Here is a 13,872-nt window from a genome sequence, read left to right as displayed (position 1 = left end):
ACTTCTCTGTTCTGAAAAGCAACTATGATTGACTCCCAAGTCGGCGCTCAAGGGGGTAACATCTTACAAGCCATCACCGACCGAGAATTACAAGGAATCGCTGATTTCTTTGGTGTGACTCCCTATACAGCCTTCCTAGACGCATAACAAAAGACGAGTTTGGTTTTGAAGCCAGCTCGTTTTTTCTGTCGAAAGCTTTCCTCCACAAAACGGAGGAATATTCGGAAATTGTTCAAAAATGAAAAACTTTTTTGTGATTCTACTGAAATGGTCTATACAAATGAAAAAGAAAGCGATATGATTTAAGTAGTTGATTGGAACGTAGGAAAGAGTCTTTCTGATTTTTTAGGTTTAAAGCCAAGAAAGGAACGTTAGACATTTCGTCCTTTCGAATACCTAGATGATGTGAGGACTCCTACGTGAAAAATATGATCTTAAGGAGATGACTGATGAGCATACAACCACATATTCGTTGTAGCGAAGAGCATGGAGCTGTCTATGCTATTCTGCCTGGAGATCCGATGAGGGTCGACCGTGTGGCGGAGTTCTTAGATGACGTCGAATGGATTGCCTTTAACCGAGAACATAAAAGTATCCGTGGGACCTACAAAGGAATCCCGGTTTTATCCGTTTCGACTGGGATGGGTGGGGCATCGACTGGAATTGCGGTCGAAGAGCTAAAGGCCATTGGAGTTCAGTATATGATCCGGATCGGATCTTGTGGCGCCCTGCAGTCTCATCTTCAGATGGGAGATTTGGTCTTTTACAACGGAGCAGTTCGGGATGATGGAGCCTCCAAGGCCTATGTTCGCTCCATTTTTCCTGCTATCCCAGATACGGACGTCCTGTCAGCTCTCATCACTGCTGCCAAGCAATTAACTGTCCCTTATCATGTAGGGATTGGCCGGAGTTCGGATAGTTTTTATACGGATAATGAGGAAGAAATCCGTCGCTACTGGGCTCAGAAAGGAGTCTTAGCGAGCGATATGGAAGCGGCAGCCCTATTTACGATAGGTAGTCTACGAGGCATCAAAACGGGGGCTGTGCTAAATACGGTTGCTCTGTATGGTGGCGATATCAAAGAAGAAATTAACCATTATGTAGATGGGGCAGAGCAGGTCGCAAGAGGTGAACGAGATGAAATCCGAACAGCCTTAGAAGCCATCTACCTATTAGCGCAACAAGCAAAGGAGAGCAGAGATGATGAAAAGCAATAATCCATTTCGTTACCATCTGACTACCGCAACGCTGGTCCTAATTCCTGCTGGAGTTGCCATCAACTATATCGGGAAATTATTTGTGAGCGTTTTAAAACTCCCTTTGTGGCTAGACTCTATTGGCACCTGTTTATCTGCTTGTCTAGCAGGACCTGTCGTAGGCGCTATTGTAGGAGTCATGAACAACTTCCTTTATGGGATGACGGTGGATCCGATCTCAACGATTTATGCCCTGACCAATGCTGCCTTAGGGATTACAGTTGGGCTCATGGCTTATTATGGACGGATGCAAAAGGTAGGAGGGGCAATCGTGACAGGGCTTTTGGCAGGATTGGCAGCAGTCTGTGTATCAACGCCCTTAAACCTTATTTTCTGGGGAGGAACCACTGGAAATCTCTGGGGAGATCTTGTTTTTGCTTGGTCTCTCGCACAAGGATCCCCACTTTGGTTTGCCTCATTTCTAGATGAATTGGTCGTAGACTTGCCTGATAAATTAGTCGTCGTCCTCCTTGTCCTAAGCCTTTACAAGCACCTTCCCAGAACCTTATTATCTCTGTACCAAAGTAATAGGGTCATCGAAAGCTTAGATTGAGGAGGAAAATATGGCATCACTCAGTTTATATGAAAACAAACAGTCCTTTTTAAACAGTCTCTCCCCCATCAGTAAGATGGTCTATGTGCTGGCGATCATTGTGATTCCGCTATTAGTGGATCAACTAGCCTTGTTTGGCGTTACAATTTTGCTGAGCGCTTCTTTATTAGCCCATTCTCGTGTCTTGCGAAAAGCACTACCGATGCTGGGAATTTCTGGTTTTATTATTTTTACCGTAGCGATTGTCCAAGGGATTTTTAATCCCAACAATGCGAGGGCCCTTTTTTCCCTTGGAGGTATTACGTTTTATCAAGAAGGCTTGTTATTTGCTTTAGGCGTCACTCTAAACGTTTGCAATATTATCTTGGCTTTTTGTGTATTGGTCCTCACTACCAAGTCATCAGATATGATTGAAGACTTAGTGAGAATGGGCTTTTCACCACGGTTTGGCTATGTTTTTGTCTCCTTGTTTCAGTTGATTCCGCAAATGACTAGTCGGATCTCAACGATTACCGATGCACAACGAAGCAGGGGGATGGAGACGGAGGGCTCTCTTTTCGTTCGGATGAAAGCCTTTCTGCCACTCATTTCTCCTGTGATTATGAGTTCTTTTATCGATACCAAGGAACGTGCTCTAGCACTGGAAGTTCGTGGCTTTAATGCTCGAAATCCCAAAACATTTCTGAATGCACCCATTCGTTCCAAACATGATGGCTGGATTCAACTTCTGTGTGTGCTGGGCTTACTTGGAGCGCTTATTTGGAGGTTTATCTAATGACTACATTGATAGTTGAGCAGTTAAAATACAAATACCATATAGAAGATGAAAGCCTCGCGCTAGATAACATTTCCTGTGAAATCAAACCAGGTGAATTTATCGGAGTCATTGGACGTAATGGCGCTGGAAAGAGTACATTTTGCCAGGCACTGACAGCCCTCGTTCCCAATTTCTATCGTGGAGCATATGGTGGTCATGTATGGATTGATGGTGTCGATGTCAAAACAGTGACGACCGATGAGCTCTGTCGTACAGTAGGCAGCGTCTTTCAAAATCCTTTTAACCAAGTGACAGGTTCTAAATCGACTGTCTATGAGGAAGTAGCTTTTGGCTTAGAAAATCTAGGGATCCCTCAGATTGAAATGAAAGAGCGGATCGAAGAAAGCTTGCGCCTCTTAGGACTTTGGGAATACCGAGATCAGGCGCCTTTTGATTTGTCAGGTGGACAGATGCAACGGATGGCGATTGCAAGTGTGATTGCGATGCAACCGGAGATTCTCATCTTAGACGAGCCAACCTCCCAGTTAGATCCTCAAGGGAGTGAAGCTGTTTTTCAAGCTATTCAAGCTCTTAGCCAGAAAGGGATTACAGTGATTCTGGTTGAGCACAAGATGGAAAAAATCGCAGCCTACAGTGATCGCGTCATGCTATTGGATCAGGGCAAATTGATTGATTTTGATACGCCCCAGCGTATTTTCTCGCGAGAAGATTTGGAAGATTATGGAGTCGTTAGACCTATCTTTACCCAAATCTGTCGCTCTTTGGGGCTTCGTCTAGCTGATACGGGTCAATACCCCGTAACTCTGGAGGAAGCAAGGTCAGTACTTGCGAAGGATAGGGGAGAAAAAAATGAAACAGATTGAGGTTCGGGATGTCCACTTTGAGTATCAGACAGAGCAGGAAATTTTAAAAGGGCTCTCCTTTACGATAGACCAGCGTCCGACAGCTATCATCGGGCAAAATGGAGCTGGGAAATCAACCCTCGTTAAATTGATAAAAGGTTTGATTCGACCAACAAAAGGAAAAATTCTGATCAACCAAGAAGACATCGCTCAAAAAACGGTTGCCCAAATCGCCAAACAGGTTGGCCTCGTCTTTCAAAATCCGGACGACCAAATTTTTAAACATACGGTATTAGACGAAGTCTTGTTTGGACCCTTACAAATAGGATTGCAAAAAAAAGAAGCAAAGACAGCTGCAAGAGAAGCCCTAGAGTTATTGGGATTAGAAGGACTTGAAAAGGTCAATCCCTATGATTTAGGACTGTCCGAACGCAAGCTGGTATCCATCGCAGCCATTATCGCTATGGATACAGACATCGTGATCTTCGATGAGCCAACCATTGCCCAGGATGCCATGGGAAAACAAAGGATTCAGCATCTTATTCGACGCCTGAGGGAGCAGGGAAAGCTCGTTATTTCGATTTTACACGATATGGATTTTGTGGCAGAAACCTTTGAGCGAGTTCTGGTCTTTGGAAATGGGGAAGTCTTGCTAGACGGTTCAACAAAAGAAGTCTTTTCTCACAAGGATATCATTGAAGAGGCAGCTCTTACTCTCCCAACAACAGCCCAACTTTGCTACTCCTTAGGTTGTAACGAACTATTTCTAACACCTCAAGATTTTATTGATGACCAGAAAGCCCAATCGTAAATCAAATGGAGGTTCTTTCAGAATAATCAAGGGATAATTCTTCTAAAACCAACGAGTTAGCCATGAGGGCAACTCGTTTTTTATGAGTTCTTGGTGCTGATTCTAGTCTAGCCTTTCTTGAAATCGCTGAAAGAATGATTTTGCCATCGTCTCAGTGTTGAAATGGTTTATCAGGTCCAGTCGTCGAGAGCGAATTTGGTATGTTCCAAGAATGTTTGTAAAAGTTTTAAATGATACGAGGGGATACATACCATAGCGAAATTATGGTATACTTTAAGTAAGCGGTTACAATCCGAGGTCTAATAGCGATCGTAAGGAAAATCGTAAGAAATGATGGGAAAGATCTGGTTGTCGCATTGCCATCATCCCTTCCACGACAAGGTGGAGGGGATTGACCGTGAATCAGAATTCCATAGGATAAGTGTAGACTGAATCCTTTATGTTTTGATGAAAGTTTTTATAGAAAGAAAATGAACAATGAAAAAATTAACTAAATTTTTTGTGATCGGGATGATTCTGATAGCCGGAGGAACCTATCTGTACAACAAAATTACAAAACCTAATCTTGGTCCTAAAACAACCCAACTCTATCAGCATGGCTTTCGTTTGCTAGAAGAGCAAATCGGAACATACATTAAAGAACACTATACTGGGATTGAGAAGATTGAATTTTCACCCATTTATGTAACTGGAGATGACGGTTCTTCAATGTTAAACGCTTATGTTCGTCCAACTATTTATGATCAGCATGGAAATAAGGCTACTTTGGGGGAACCGGTAAATAAATTTATTCCATTAAGTTATGGTTTGTATTCTTATATTATTCTAGATTTTGATGGAGGTGGCGATGAAGTTATTGAATTAATGGATTCAAAAGACAGACTAATAGACGTTTCCAAAGAAGCTTATTTACCTAAGAAAGCTAAACTCACTGAGGCAAGAAGTACAGATGAGAATATTTCCTTACTAGTTCAAGAAGGTCAATTAGAAAATGTTATTAAGCATGAAAACGGCAGTCCAGAAGCTCAAATTATCTATAATGTTGAACTAAAGAAGGGGGAGTAGTGATATGATTCCCCTCAAGCGTTATGTTTTTCTATAAGAAAGCGTGTTATCAAAGTGATATTTTATAGAATTGGATAATGGAGGTTAATTTATGAAGAAACAAATAAGGTTTATTCTAATATCGGTCGGAATTCTTTTATCCATTGTCGGAGGTGGCATTTATACATACAACAAAATCACAAAGCCTAATCTTGGTCCTAAAACGACCCAACTCTATCAACATGGATTTCAACTTCTTGAAGAACAAATCGGAACCTACATCAAAGAACACTATGCTGGGATTGAGAAGATTGAATTTTCACCCATTTATGTGACGGGGGACGATGGTTATTCTATGTTGAATGCGGAAGTTGTTCCAATAGTTTATGATTCTCACGGAAATAAAGCGATATTTGGAGGATCATATAAAAATTTTCAACATCCTGCTTATGGAATTATAGGGTCATTGCGTTTAGATTTTGACTATGATTTGAAAGAATCTATTGAATTAAAAACAGACTCAGGAGAATTTGTAAGTGTTGTTTTTGGTAAACCCCTCCCTCGTCAAGCTCTTCGTACATTTATAGATTCAATAGATGAAAATTTTCAAACTTTGATCGAAGAAGGAAAGCTAAAAGGTGTTGAAAAATCAGATCTGGGAAGTCCAAGTGCAGAAGTGATTTATAATTTGGAATTGAAAAAAGGGGTGCTTCTGAGTGACACTGAATAATCCGGAACTCCATAAAGGAGGAGCAGAATGAAGAAGAAAATGCTAATTGTCAGCGCAGTTCTTGTATCTTTACTTTTTGCTGGTGTGTTCTACGTATCTCAATATAACTTCTCAATAGGTTTGGAGCATAAAGAAGAAAAAATTATTCAGCATGGTTTCCGTTTGTTGGAAGAACAGATTGGCACCTATATCAAGGAGAATTATTCAGGTATCTCTAAAATAGAATTTTCACCTATTTTCATCCAAGGTGGCAAGGATAATCCGCCATTTACAGCGGATGTCCTTCCGGTAATCTATGACGAAGAGGGAAATAGAGCTGTTTTAGGAGGACAAATTGGGAAAACAGGTTATCCATCATATGGAACAACTGGGGACTTATTTCTTGACTTTGATCAACAGGGGAATGAAAGTATTTTTCTAGAAGTTTCTCCAATTCTGGATAAACAAATCGATGTAAGCATTGCGGATCAGTTACCAGAGGAGGCAAAATTAACACCTCCAATTAAAGGGACAGATGATAACATTGATGCACTGGTAAATGATGGTCAGCTGAGAAATGTTAAAAAAAGCGATTCTGGTAGTCCAAATGCTAAAATTAGCTACAATACGGAAATTAGGCGTGGGAGTTATTCAGAATGGAAACCATGATTTGAAAGCTGATTTAAATAAGTAAAGGTAGAAGAAAATGAAGAAAAGAATTTTAACGGGACTAGCTCTCATTCTTGTCTTGCTATTAGCTGGCTTCTTTGTCTATCAAAAACTAACGAAACCTGACCTAGGTCCTAAAACGACCCAACTCTACCAACATGGCTTTCGTTTACTAGAAGAACAAATTGGGATTTATATCAAGGAACATTTTTCAGGAATTGAAAAGATTGAATTTTCTCCAATCTATGTTACCGAGGAAGGGTCAACATTCTCAAATGTCTATATCCGTCCAACTATTTATGATAAGTATGGAAATAAAGCTATTCTAGGAACTCCAATTAATAACTATAATCCAAGCAGTTTTGGCATCGTTTCTCATGTTATTCTCAATTTTGATGGAGGCGGGAATGAAGCTATAGATTTAAAGGACTCCAATGGAAATAATATCGATGTTTCTAAAGCACAGCACTTGCCTGATGAAGCAAAACTCACGAAGGCTAGAAGTACAGATGAAAATATTTCTTTATTGGTTCAAGACAATCAGCTAAAGGATGTTGTTAAGGATGAAAAAGGAAGTCCGGAGGCAGAAATGGTTTATAACACAGAACTCCATAAAGGAGGAGCGGAATGAAGAAAAAAGTGTTTGCTATCGGTGTAGTTTTTATAATTATAATTTTGGGAGGAATATCTTATATGACTAAATTTAACATCTCATTAGGTTTGGAGCGGAAAGAAGAAAAAATTATTCAGCATGGTTTTCGTTTATTAGAAGAACAGATTGGAATCTATATTAAGGAGAATTATTCAGGTATCTCTAAAATAGAATTTTCACCTATTTTCATCCAAGGTGGCAAGGATAATCCGCCATTTACAGCGGATGTCCTTCCGGTAATCTATGACGAAGAGGGAAATAGAGCTGTTTTAGGAGGACAAATTGGGAAAACAGGTTATCCTTCTTATGGATTGCTTTCAGATCTTAGTTTAGATTTCGATCATAATGATAATGAAATTATTTATTTAGAAGACTCTGCAAACGGATTAGGTGTTGATATAGATGTTAGTGATGCACAAACCTTACCAGAAGAAGCTAAGATAAAAAATGAACTAGGTGGAACGGACGAAAATATAAGAGCGCTAGTAGATACTAAAAAATTAAAAAATGTCAAAAAGGACAAGACAGGTAGCCCTAAAGCCAAGATAGACTATAACTTGGAAATCAAAAGAGGAGAATATTGGAAATGGGATTAACGCATCAGGATATTCAAAGGCTACACAAAGTAGTTCGAGAGTGGAAAGATTTTGAGCCTGGCTCTATAAGAAGTATAGAAAAAGGTAGTACAAAATACGAAATTGTCAATTCAATAGACTCTACAACAGAAGCTATTGCTGTAGCTCCTATTGTAGACGGAAAAACAGATTATTCCAAAACAATTGTTTTAACTGCTGGTACCCAAACAACTTTTACTTCTGGGGCAAATGCTGCAATACAAGCATATGTTTCTGGTTTGAGCCCTCAATATGATGAAATGGACGAATTTTTCTCAGAAACTCAGAAGAGACTCGAGGAGAAAGGAGTAGATGGAGGGCAAATTTATTATTCATCCGCTCATAGTCAGGCTGGGGTACCAAATGCAAAGCTCTCAGCCAAATATAGGGTAAAAGAAATTGTTAATTTCTATGATTGGGGTGCTAAAAAAGCTGTCGATAGCGGTGTTTTTTCATCATCAGAAATGAAATATTTAAAAAAACATGCGATTATTTACTCTGATTTTGGTAAAGGTATTACAAGATTTGATGGAAACGGAGGAGCCATTCCTTACGGTCAAGTCCGAGTTTACGAAGGAAAAAGCCATGATATCCAAACTCCATTTTTAAAAGGGAATCATTATAATTTTGATAGGTATATCAAAGAAAATAAATTTGTCTCTGGCATGACGGAAAAACAGGTCCGAAAGATTGCAGAATATAAAGCGAAGAATTTTAAAGCAAATTTAGGAATTGTTAATTATGGGTTAGAAGATAATTTTGATAGGCCGGAGCATTATATGAAAGAGTATTTAGATAATTACGGTCCTTTCGCTCCGGAGCCAACTAAACAAGATCTCATTTCTTTAAATATCAAGGAAATCCAAGCCTTACAGGCTTCGTTAAAAACTAGTTCGGGAAGTCGGAAAATTAGTTTACGAGAAGACTTGGTCCGCATCACAGCTCAAAACATGAAAGCTCAAGCGGAAGTCTACGAAGAAGAAGTCCGCCAAAAGCTAACCTCCGTCAAGGACAAGACCGAGCACATGATTTCGTCTTTGAGATCCGCTGCCTATGGACTGGCCCAGTATCTGTCTACGGACGAGGTAGAGAGTCTCCTGTCTGAGCTTTCGTTGAACCGTGTCTGGGATGCAGGAAAAGAAGCAGAGACCTTAAATGCCGCTCGTCACTATCAGGACCAGATGACCCAGCTATCCAATCAGCTACAGAAAGTAGCAGATCGAATCATTGAGAGTGACCAAATGGGAGCCAAAGTGTTTGAAACAAATAGGAGATAGGATGATAGAAGTAACAATAGAAGATCGAATGGAAGCAGAACGAATCAAAATAGAATACCTAAAAACTCAAGAGCGTTTGGCTATTCAGGCGCTCCTATCTTCGACACGCTCTGCTTTGATGCTTGAGGGAACTCTCTGTCGGTCCTGGCTTGACACGCAAGCTCTCAAGATGAAGGACTTTTCCTCAAAGCAAGTGCCTGCTGACTTGGAGGGAGGGCTAACGGGTGGTGCGGCAGATGCGATGAAGCAACTGCTGGTAGAATGGCCAAAGCCTGTTTTGATCAGCCCGATCCTGCTATAGGAGGACTTTATGAATCTACAAGAAAGAAAAGAACAAGTAGAAAGAGATCACGCATCCTTTAGAAGGAAAGTCTCTGAATACGAATGGGATTATCAGGATATGAAGCGAGATGCGATAAAAACAGTAGAGGATTTGGCAGATCATCTGTACTCTTTTTGTCAAGCCCATCAGTACGATGTGCCCACTCTGGAATTACGTCGTTTAGAAGAAAATCTAGATCAGTTCCAACAAAAGATTGTACGATTTGAAAGGCGATTAAGTCAAGCCTATCAAGAGGAAAATCACCAGTACCAAAAGCGCATGGAAGCTCTTGAAAAAGAAACAAAAAAAGGATAGTTGGAAGGAGGGAGCTGGAATATCCGAGAGGAGGTCGGAACGAATGGATATCCCCACAAGCTAGACTGATAGGATACTTGTTGGGTGTAGATGACTAAATAAGACGAGAATGAGAAGATGAGGCCGTTTGTTGGAACAGTCTCTTTTTTTGTACGACTAGACATTTCCTTTAAAAACTTCTATAAAAAAGATACAAAAACGTTTACAAAATGCATTGTGATTTTTTGAACAAGGTAGTAAAATGAAGGCACCAAAACAAACAGGAGGACATCTTTATGTCAACATTTTACGTACCTTCTACCAACCTCATCGGACGTGGCGTCATCAACGAATTTGGAGCCCATGTGGCAGAGCTAGGCTACCAAAAAGCCCTTGTTGTCACAGATCACTATATCGCGACGAGCGAGATCCTGCCAAACGTGCTCCAACCGCTGAAAGAAGCAGGAATCGACTATGTTGTCTTTTCAGATGTAGACCCAAATCCATCTACCAAGAATGTCTACGATGGACTAGCGGTCTTGGAGGATGAAGACTGCGATGTGATCGTTTCAGTCGGAGGAGGCTCTCCACAGGATGCCGCTAGCTGTATCTCTATCATGGCAACCAATGACAAAACCCCACAGGAGCTGGAAGGTTTACACAAATCCGAAAATAAAGGGCTACCCGTCGTTGCAGTGAACACGACAGCTGGAACTTCTGCTGAGATCACCATTAACTATGTCATCACCGACGAAGAACGGAAGGTCAAGATGGTCATGGTGGATAAAAATAGTCTCGCCATCATGTCGGTCAATGATCCTGAGCTCATGCTTTCCAAACCTGCCTCCTTGACTGCTGCAACAGGAATGGATGCCCTGACCCACGCTATTGAAGCGCTTGTGACGCCAGGAGCCTATGATGTGACCAAGAAACTCTCCATTGGAGCAATCGAGTTGATCAAAGAATATCTTCCTCGTGCAGTGGAAAATGGTCAGGATATTGAAGCCCGTGAAGCGATGGTCAACGCTATTTTTCTAGGCGGGATGTCCTTTAACAATGCCGGACTCGGCTATGTTCACTCCATGGCTCACCAGCTGGGAGCGGTTTATCATCTTCCACATGGAGTTTGCTGTGCGATGTTGCTTCCGATCATTGAGCGGGAAAATGCCAAACGTGTTCCAGCAGCCTTTCGGAATGTAGCAAAAGCCCTGGGTCTTCAAATCAAGGGCAAGTCAGATGCTGAATGTGCAGCCTATGCTGTCTCTGAAATCGAAAAACTTTCTGAAACTGTCGGAATTCCGAAGAAGTTGACTGAGTTGGACATTAAAGAAGCAGACTTTGATTTCGAATACCTGTCCAAAAACGCCCTGATTGATGCCTGTGCACCAGGAAATCCATTTATGCCAACATTAGAAGAGACTATTTCTTACTATAAAGAGCTTTTTTAAGCATAGGAATCTGTATAGGCTACACGACATCACACGAAATCGTTTTTCGTGTGATGTTTGTTTTTTGAGCAAGGTCCAACAGCCTCTTGCATCTGCTGTCTAGAAAGAAAAAGAGTCTCTATTTGTAAGTAAAGGGAGTTTCTCAATTTTCATTGTGTGAGCTGTTGAGACTTAGGAGAGGGGAGAATTTCCATAAACATTTGACTTCAACTCCGTTCCGCGATAAAATAAACTGTTATGAAAAAAATTACTATTACAGCGACTGCAGAGAGTGTTGAGCAGGTGAAAGCGCTCCTTGAAGCAGGTGTGGATCGCATTTATGTGGGCGAAGAAGACTATGCTCTTCGGATTCCACATTGTTTTACCTATGAGGAATTAAGAGAGATTGCAGAGCTGGTGCATGCTGCAGGGAAACAGTTGGCGGTAGCAGCTAACGCCTTGCTTCACCAGGAGATGATGGACCATGTCCGTCCTTATCTAGACTTTCTTCAGGAAATTAAGGCTGATTATCTGGTGGTCGGAGATACTGGGCTTATCTATGTAAACAAGCAAGATGGTTATCATTTTCCATTGATTTACGATACATCCGTCTTTGTGACCTCTAGCCGGCAGATTAATTTCTGGAAGGATCATGGTTGCGTAGAGGCCGTTTTGGCCCGTGAGATACCACGCGAGGAGTTGATTGATATTTCGACGAATTTGGAGATTCCGGCAGAGATTTTAGTCTATGGAGCTTCTGTCATTCACCACTCTAAACGTTCCCTTCTGCAAAATTACTACAATTTTACCAAGGCAGATGAAACGGATTTGTCGAAAGAGCGCGGGCTTTTCCTAGCAGAGCCGAGTGATCCAGACAGTCACTATTCGATCTTTGAAGACAAGCATGGGACGCACATCTTTATCAACAATGATATCGACATGATGACCAAGTTAACGGAACTCGTGGACTATCACTACTGTAACTGGAAGTTGGATGGAATTTTCTGTCCAGGGGAAAATTTTGTTGAAATTGCGAAACTCTTTATCAAGGCGCGCGATTTGATTCAAGCAAGGCAGTTCACTGCGGATCAGGCTTTCTTAATGGATGAGCAGATTCGTCGTCTTCATCCCAAAGAACGAGGCCTGGACACTGGATTTTATGAATTTGACCGCAATAAGGTCAAATAAGAAAGGATAGATACAGATCAGACCTCGTCTTAGGATCTGTATCCTTTCGTCTACTTACCTTTAACTATCTTGCAAATAGGAGAAGAAAGATGTCAGAATATAAAAAACGTCCAGAGGTGCTATCACCTGCTGGAACATTGGAAAAATTAAAAGTAGCCATTGATTATGGGGCAGATGCTGTCTTTGTAGGTGGTCAACAATATGGACTTCGTAGTCGCGCAGGGAATTTCTCGATGGAAGACATGAAAGAGGGGATCGACTATGCTCACGCTCGTGGAGCTAAGGTTTATGTCGCAGCCAATATGGTGACTCATGAGGGAAATGAAACAGGTGCAGGAGCTTGGTTCCGAGAATTACGGGATATGGGACTGGATGCGGTAATTGTGTCAGACCCTGCCTTGATCACCATCTGTGCAACGGAAGCACCAGGACTCGATATTCATTTGTCCACTCAGGCTTCTTCGACCAACTATGAGACTTTTGAATTTTGGAAGGAACTGGGCTTGACTCGGGTCGTCTTGGCACGTGAAGTCACGATGGAAGAGCTTGCAGAGATTCGTCGTCGCACGAGTGTAGAGATCGAGGCTTTTGTCCATGGAGCTATGTGTATCTCTTACTCAGGACGCTGTGTCCTATCCAACCACATGAGCAATCGGGATGCCAATCGTGGCGGATGTTCCCAGTCTTGTCGCTGGAAATACAATTTGTATGATCTGCCATTTGGAGAAGAGCGCCGGTCAATCAAAGGACAGGTGGCAGAAGAATTCTCCATGTCCGCTGTAGATATGTGTATGATTGACCATATCCCAGATATGGTTGAAAATGGCGTAGATAGCCTGAAGATTGAGGGCCGGATGAAGTCCGTTCACTACGTCTCAACGGTGACCAACTGTTACAAAGCAGCAGTGGATGCCTACTTAGAAAGCCCTGAAAAGTTTGAAGCCATCAAGCAAGATCTGATCGACGAGATGTGGAAGGTAGCCCAACGGGAGCTAGCGACAGGCTTTTACTACCATGCACCGACAGAAAATGAACAACTCTTTGGTGCCCGCAGGAAGATTCCAGAGTACAAGTTTGTGGCGGAAGTGGTCTCCTTTGACCCGGCAACCATGACAGCTACGATTCGTCAACGAAATGTCATCAATGAAGGTGATGAAGTAGAATTTTACGGACCTGGTTTCCGACACTTCACCACCCATATTCAGGATTTACGCGATTCAGAAGGAGAGTTGATCGATCGTGCAGCGCGACCAATGGAGCTTTTAACCATTAGTTTGGACCGCGAAGTTAAACCAGGAGATATGGTGCGAGCTTGCAAGTCTGGTTTGATCAATCTCTACAAAGAAGATGGCCGAGCGATGACCGTTCGTGCCTAACCCAGGAAATACAAACTCTCATTTCCTTCCAACAAACTAGAAAAGACCAAAAGGAGAACC

17 protein-coding genes are annotated in these 13,872 nt (G+C 41.8%); all 17 read left to right on the top strand.

Annotation, left to right across the window (positions count from 1 at the left end):
• Positions 1 to 24 precede the first annotated feature (24 nt).
• The 17 genes from STRDD13_RS08830 (at position 25) to STRDD13_RS03550 (ending at position 13,812) form a co-directional block, all read left to right on the top strand.
• Positions 25 to 147 carry a hypothetical protein gene (locus STRDD13_RS08830; RefSeq protein WP_269450096.1) on the top strand — a complete coding sequence of 41 codons (123 nt, stop codon included), beginning with the start codon at positions 25 to 27 and terminating at the stop codon, positions 145 to 147.
• Between the two features lie 302 nt (positions 148 to 449).
• On the top strand, positions 450 to 1,217 hold the full coding sequence (locus tag STRDD13_RS03625) for a nucleoside phosphorylase (RefSeq protein WP_082781168.1): 768 nt from the start codon (positions 450 to 452) through the stop codon (positions 1,215 to 1,217).
• Positions 1,201 to 1,809, top strand: coding sequence for an ECF transporter S component (locus STRDD13_RS03620; RefSeq protein ID WP_156471242.1), 609 nt, complete (start codon positions 1,201 to 1,203; stop codon positions 1,807 to 1,809). The genes STRDD13_RS03625 and STRDD13_RS03620 overlap by 17 nt, the downstream gene beginning before the upstream one ends.
• Before the next feature lie 10 nt (positions 1,810 to 1,819).
• Positions 1,820 to 2,584, top strand: a complete 765-nt coding sequence (locus STRDD13_RS03615) for an energy-coupling factor transporter transmembrane component T family protein (protein ID WP_067101991.1) — start codon at positions 1,820 to 1,822, stop codon at positions 2,582 to 2,584.
• On the top strand, positions 2,584 to 3,450 hold the full coding sequence (locus STRDD13_RS03610; protein WP_067101988.1) for an energy-coupling factor ABC transporter ATP-binding protein: 867 nt from the start codon (positions 2,584 to 2,586) through the stop codon (positions 3,448 to 3,450). The genes STRDD13_RS03615 and STRDD13_RS03610 overlap by 1 nt, the downstream gene beginning before the upstream one ends.
• Positions 3,437 to 4,240: an energy-coupling factor ABC transporter ATP-binding protein gene (locus STRDD13_RS03605; protein ID WP_067101986.1), complete on the top strand. Its 804-nt coding sequence runs from the start codon at positions 3,437 to 3,439 to the stop codon at positions 4,238 to 4,240. Before STRDD13_RS03610 ends, STRDD13_RS03605 begins: the two co-directional genes overlap by 14 nt.
• 477 nt (positions 4,241 to 4,717) lie before the next feature.
• The gene (locus STRDD13_RS03600; RefSeq protein ID WP_067101982.1) at positions 4,718 to 5,305 is read left to right on the top strand and encodes a hypothetical protein; all 588 of its coding nucleotides are present in this window, start codon (positions 4,718 to 4,720) and stop codon (positions 5,303 to 5,305) included.
• Between the two features lie 91 nt (positions 5,306 to 5,396).
• Positions 5,397 to 6,014: a hypothetical protein gene (locus tag STRDD13_RS03595; protein ID WP_067101979.1), complete on the top strand. Its 618-nt coding sequence runs from the start codon at positions 5,397 to 5,399 to the stop codon at positions 6,012 to 6,014.
• A 27-nt stretch (positions 6,015 to 6,041) separates the two neighbouring features.
• Positions 6,042 to 6,662, top strand: coding sequence for a hypothetical protein (locus STRDD13_RS03590; protein ID WP_067101977.1), 621 nt, complete (start codon positions 6,042 to 6,044; stop codon positions 6,660 to 6,662).
• Positions 6,663 to 6,699: 37 nt separating this feature from the next.
• On the top strand, positions 6,700 to 7,293 hold the full coding sequence (locus STRDD13_RS03585) for a hypothetical protein (RefSeq protein WP_067101974.1): 594 nt from the start codon (positions 6,700 to 6,702) through the stop codon (positions 7,291 to 7,293).
• Positions 7,290 to 7,910 (top strand): hypothetical protein, encoded by a 621-nt coding sequence (locus STRDD13_RS03580; RefSeq protein WP_067101971.1) that lies wholly within the window; start codon positions 7,290 to 7,292, stop codon positions 7,908 to 7,910. The genes STRDD13_RS03585 and STRDD13_RS03580 overlap by 4 nt, the downstream gene beginning before the upstream one ends.
• Positions 7,901 to 9,205 carry a hypothetical protein gene (locus STRDD13_RS03575; protein WP_067101968.1) on the top strand — a complete coding sequence of 435 codons (1,305 nt, stop codon included), beginning with the start codon at positions 7,901 to 7,903 and terminating at the stop codon, positions 9,203 to 9,205. The genes STRDD13_RS03580 and STRDD13_RS03575 overlap by 10 nt, the downstream gene beginning before the upstream one ends.
• 1 nt (position 9,206) lies before the next feature.
• Positions 9,207 to 9,506, top strand: coding sequence for a hypothetical protein (locus tag STRDD13_RS03570; protein WP_067101966.1), 300 nt, complete (start codon positions 9,207 to 9,209; stop codon positions 9,504 to 9,506).
• A 9-nt stretch (positions 9,507 to 9,515) separates the two neighbouring features.
• Positions 9,516 to 9,842, top strand: a complete 327-nt coding sequence (locus tag STRDD13_RS03565; RefSeq protein WP_067101963.1) for a hypothetical protein — start codon at positions 9,516 to 9,518, stop codon at positions 9,840 to 9,842.
• A 275-nt stretch (positions 9,843 to 10,117) separates the two neighbouring features.
• Positions 10,118 to 11,269, top strand: a complete 1,152-nt coding sequence (locus tag STRDD13_RS03560; RefSeq protein ID WP_067101960.1) for an iron-containing alcohol dehydrogenase — start codon at positions 10,118 to 10,120, stop codon at positions 11,267 to 11,269.
• 237 nt (positions 11,270 to 11,506) lie between these two features.
• Positions 11,507 to 12,436 (top strand): peptidase U32 family protein, encoded by a 930-nt coding sequence (locus STRDD13_RS03555; RefSeq protein WP_067101957.1) that lies wholly within the window; start codon positions 11,507 to 11,509, stop codon positions 12,434 to 12,436.
• 89 nt (positions 12,437 to 12,525) lie between these two features.
• Positions 12,526 to 13,812, top strand: coding sequence for a peptidase U32 family protein (locus tag STRDD13_RS03550; protein ID WP_067101954.1), 1,287 nt, complete (start codon positions 12,526 to 12,528; stop codon positions 13,810 to 13,812).
• Positions 13,813 to 13,872 lie beyond the last annotated feature (60 nt).

The organism is Streptococcus sp. DD13 (genome assembly GCF_001578875.1).
Lineage (GTDB): Bacteria > Bacillota > Bacilli > Lactobacillales > Streptococcaceae > Streptococcus.
Note: the sequence above shows the minus strand (reverse complement) of the source record. Positions and strands in the feature narration are given on the sequence as shown.

Excerpts from the sequence above, each read along its gene's own strand:
- STRDD13_RS08830 (WP_269450096.1), top strand. The coding sequence starts at position 25 with ATGATTGACTCCCAAGTCGGCGCTCAAGGGGGTAACATCTTACAAGCC.
- STRDD13_RS03625 (WP_082781168.1), top strand. The coding sequence starts at position 450 with ATGAGCATACAACCACATATTCGTTGTAGCGAAGAGCATGGAGCTGTC.
- STRDD13_RS03620 (WP_156471242.1), top strand. The coding sequence starts at position 1,201 with ATGATGAAAAGCAATAATCCATTTCGTTACCATCTGACTACCGCAACG.
- STRDD13_RS03615 (WP_067101991.1), top strand. The coding sequence starts at position 1,820 with ATGGCATCACTCAGTTTATATGAAAACAAACAGTCCTTTTTAAACAGT.
- STRDD13_RS03610 (WP_067101988.1), top strand. The coding sequence starts at position 2,584 with ATGACTACATTGATAGTTGAGCAGTTAAAATACAAATACCATATAGAA.
- STRDD13_RS03605 (WP_067101986.1), top strand. The coding sequence starts at position 3,437 with ATGAAACAGATTGAGGTTCGGGATGTCCACTTTGAGTATCAGACAGAG.
- STRDD13_RS03600 (WP_067101982.1), top strand. The coding sequence starts at position 4,718 with ATGAAAAAATTAACTAAATTTTTTGTGATCGGGATGATTCTGATAGCC.
- STRDD13_RS03595 (WP_067101979.1), top strand. The coding sequence starts at position 5,397 with ATGAAGAAACAAATAAGGTTTATTCTAATATCGGTCGGAATTCTTTTA.
- STRDD13_RS03590 (WP_067101977.1), top strand. The coding sequence starts at position 6,042 with ATGAAGAAGAAAATGCTAATTGTCAGCGCAGTTCTTGTATCTTTACTT.
- STRDD13_RS03585 (WP_067101974.1), top strand. The coding sequence starts at position 6,700 with ATGAAGAAAAGAATTTTAACGGGACTAGCTCTCATTCTTGTCTTGCTA.
- STRDD13_RS03580 (WP_067101971.1), top strand. The coding sequence starts at position 7,290 with ATGAAGAAAAAAGTGTTTGCTATCGGTGTAGTTTTTATAATTATAATT.
- STRDD13_RS03575 (WP_067101968.1), top strand. The coding sequence starts at position 7,901 with ATGGGATTAACGCATCAGGATATTCAAAGGCTACACAAAGTAGTTCGA.
- STRDD13_RS03570 (WP_067101966.1), top strand. The coding sequence starts at position 9,207 with ATGATAGAAGTAACAATAGAAGATCGAATGGAAGCAGAACGAATCAAA.
- STRDD13_RS03565 (WP_067101963.1), top strand. The coding sequence starts at position 9,516 with ATGAATCTACAAGAAAGAAAAGAACAAGTAGAAAGAGATCACGCATCC.
- STRDD13_RS03560 (WP_067101960.1), top strand. The coding sequence starts at position 10,118 with ATGTCAACATTTTACGTACCTTCTACCAACCTCATCGGACGTGGCGTC.
- STRDD13_RS03555 (WP_067101957.1), top strand. The coding sequence starts at position 11,507 with ATGAAAAAAATTACTATTACAGCGACTGCAGAGAGTGTTGAGCAGGTG.
- STRDD13_RS03550 (WP_067101954.1), top strand. The coding sequence starts at position 12,526 with ATGTCAGAATATAAAAAACGTCCAGAGGTGCTATCACCTGCTGGAACA.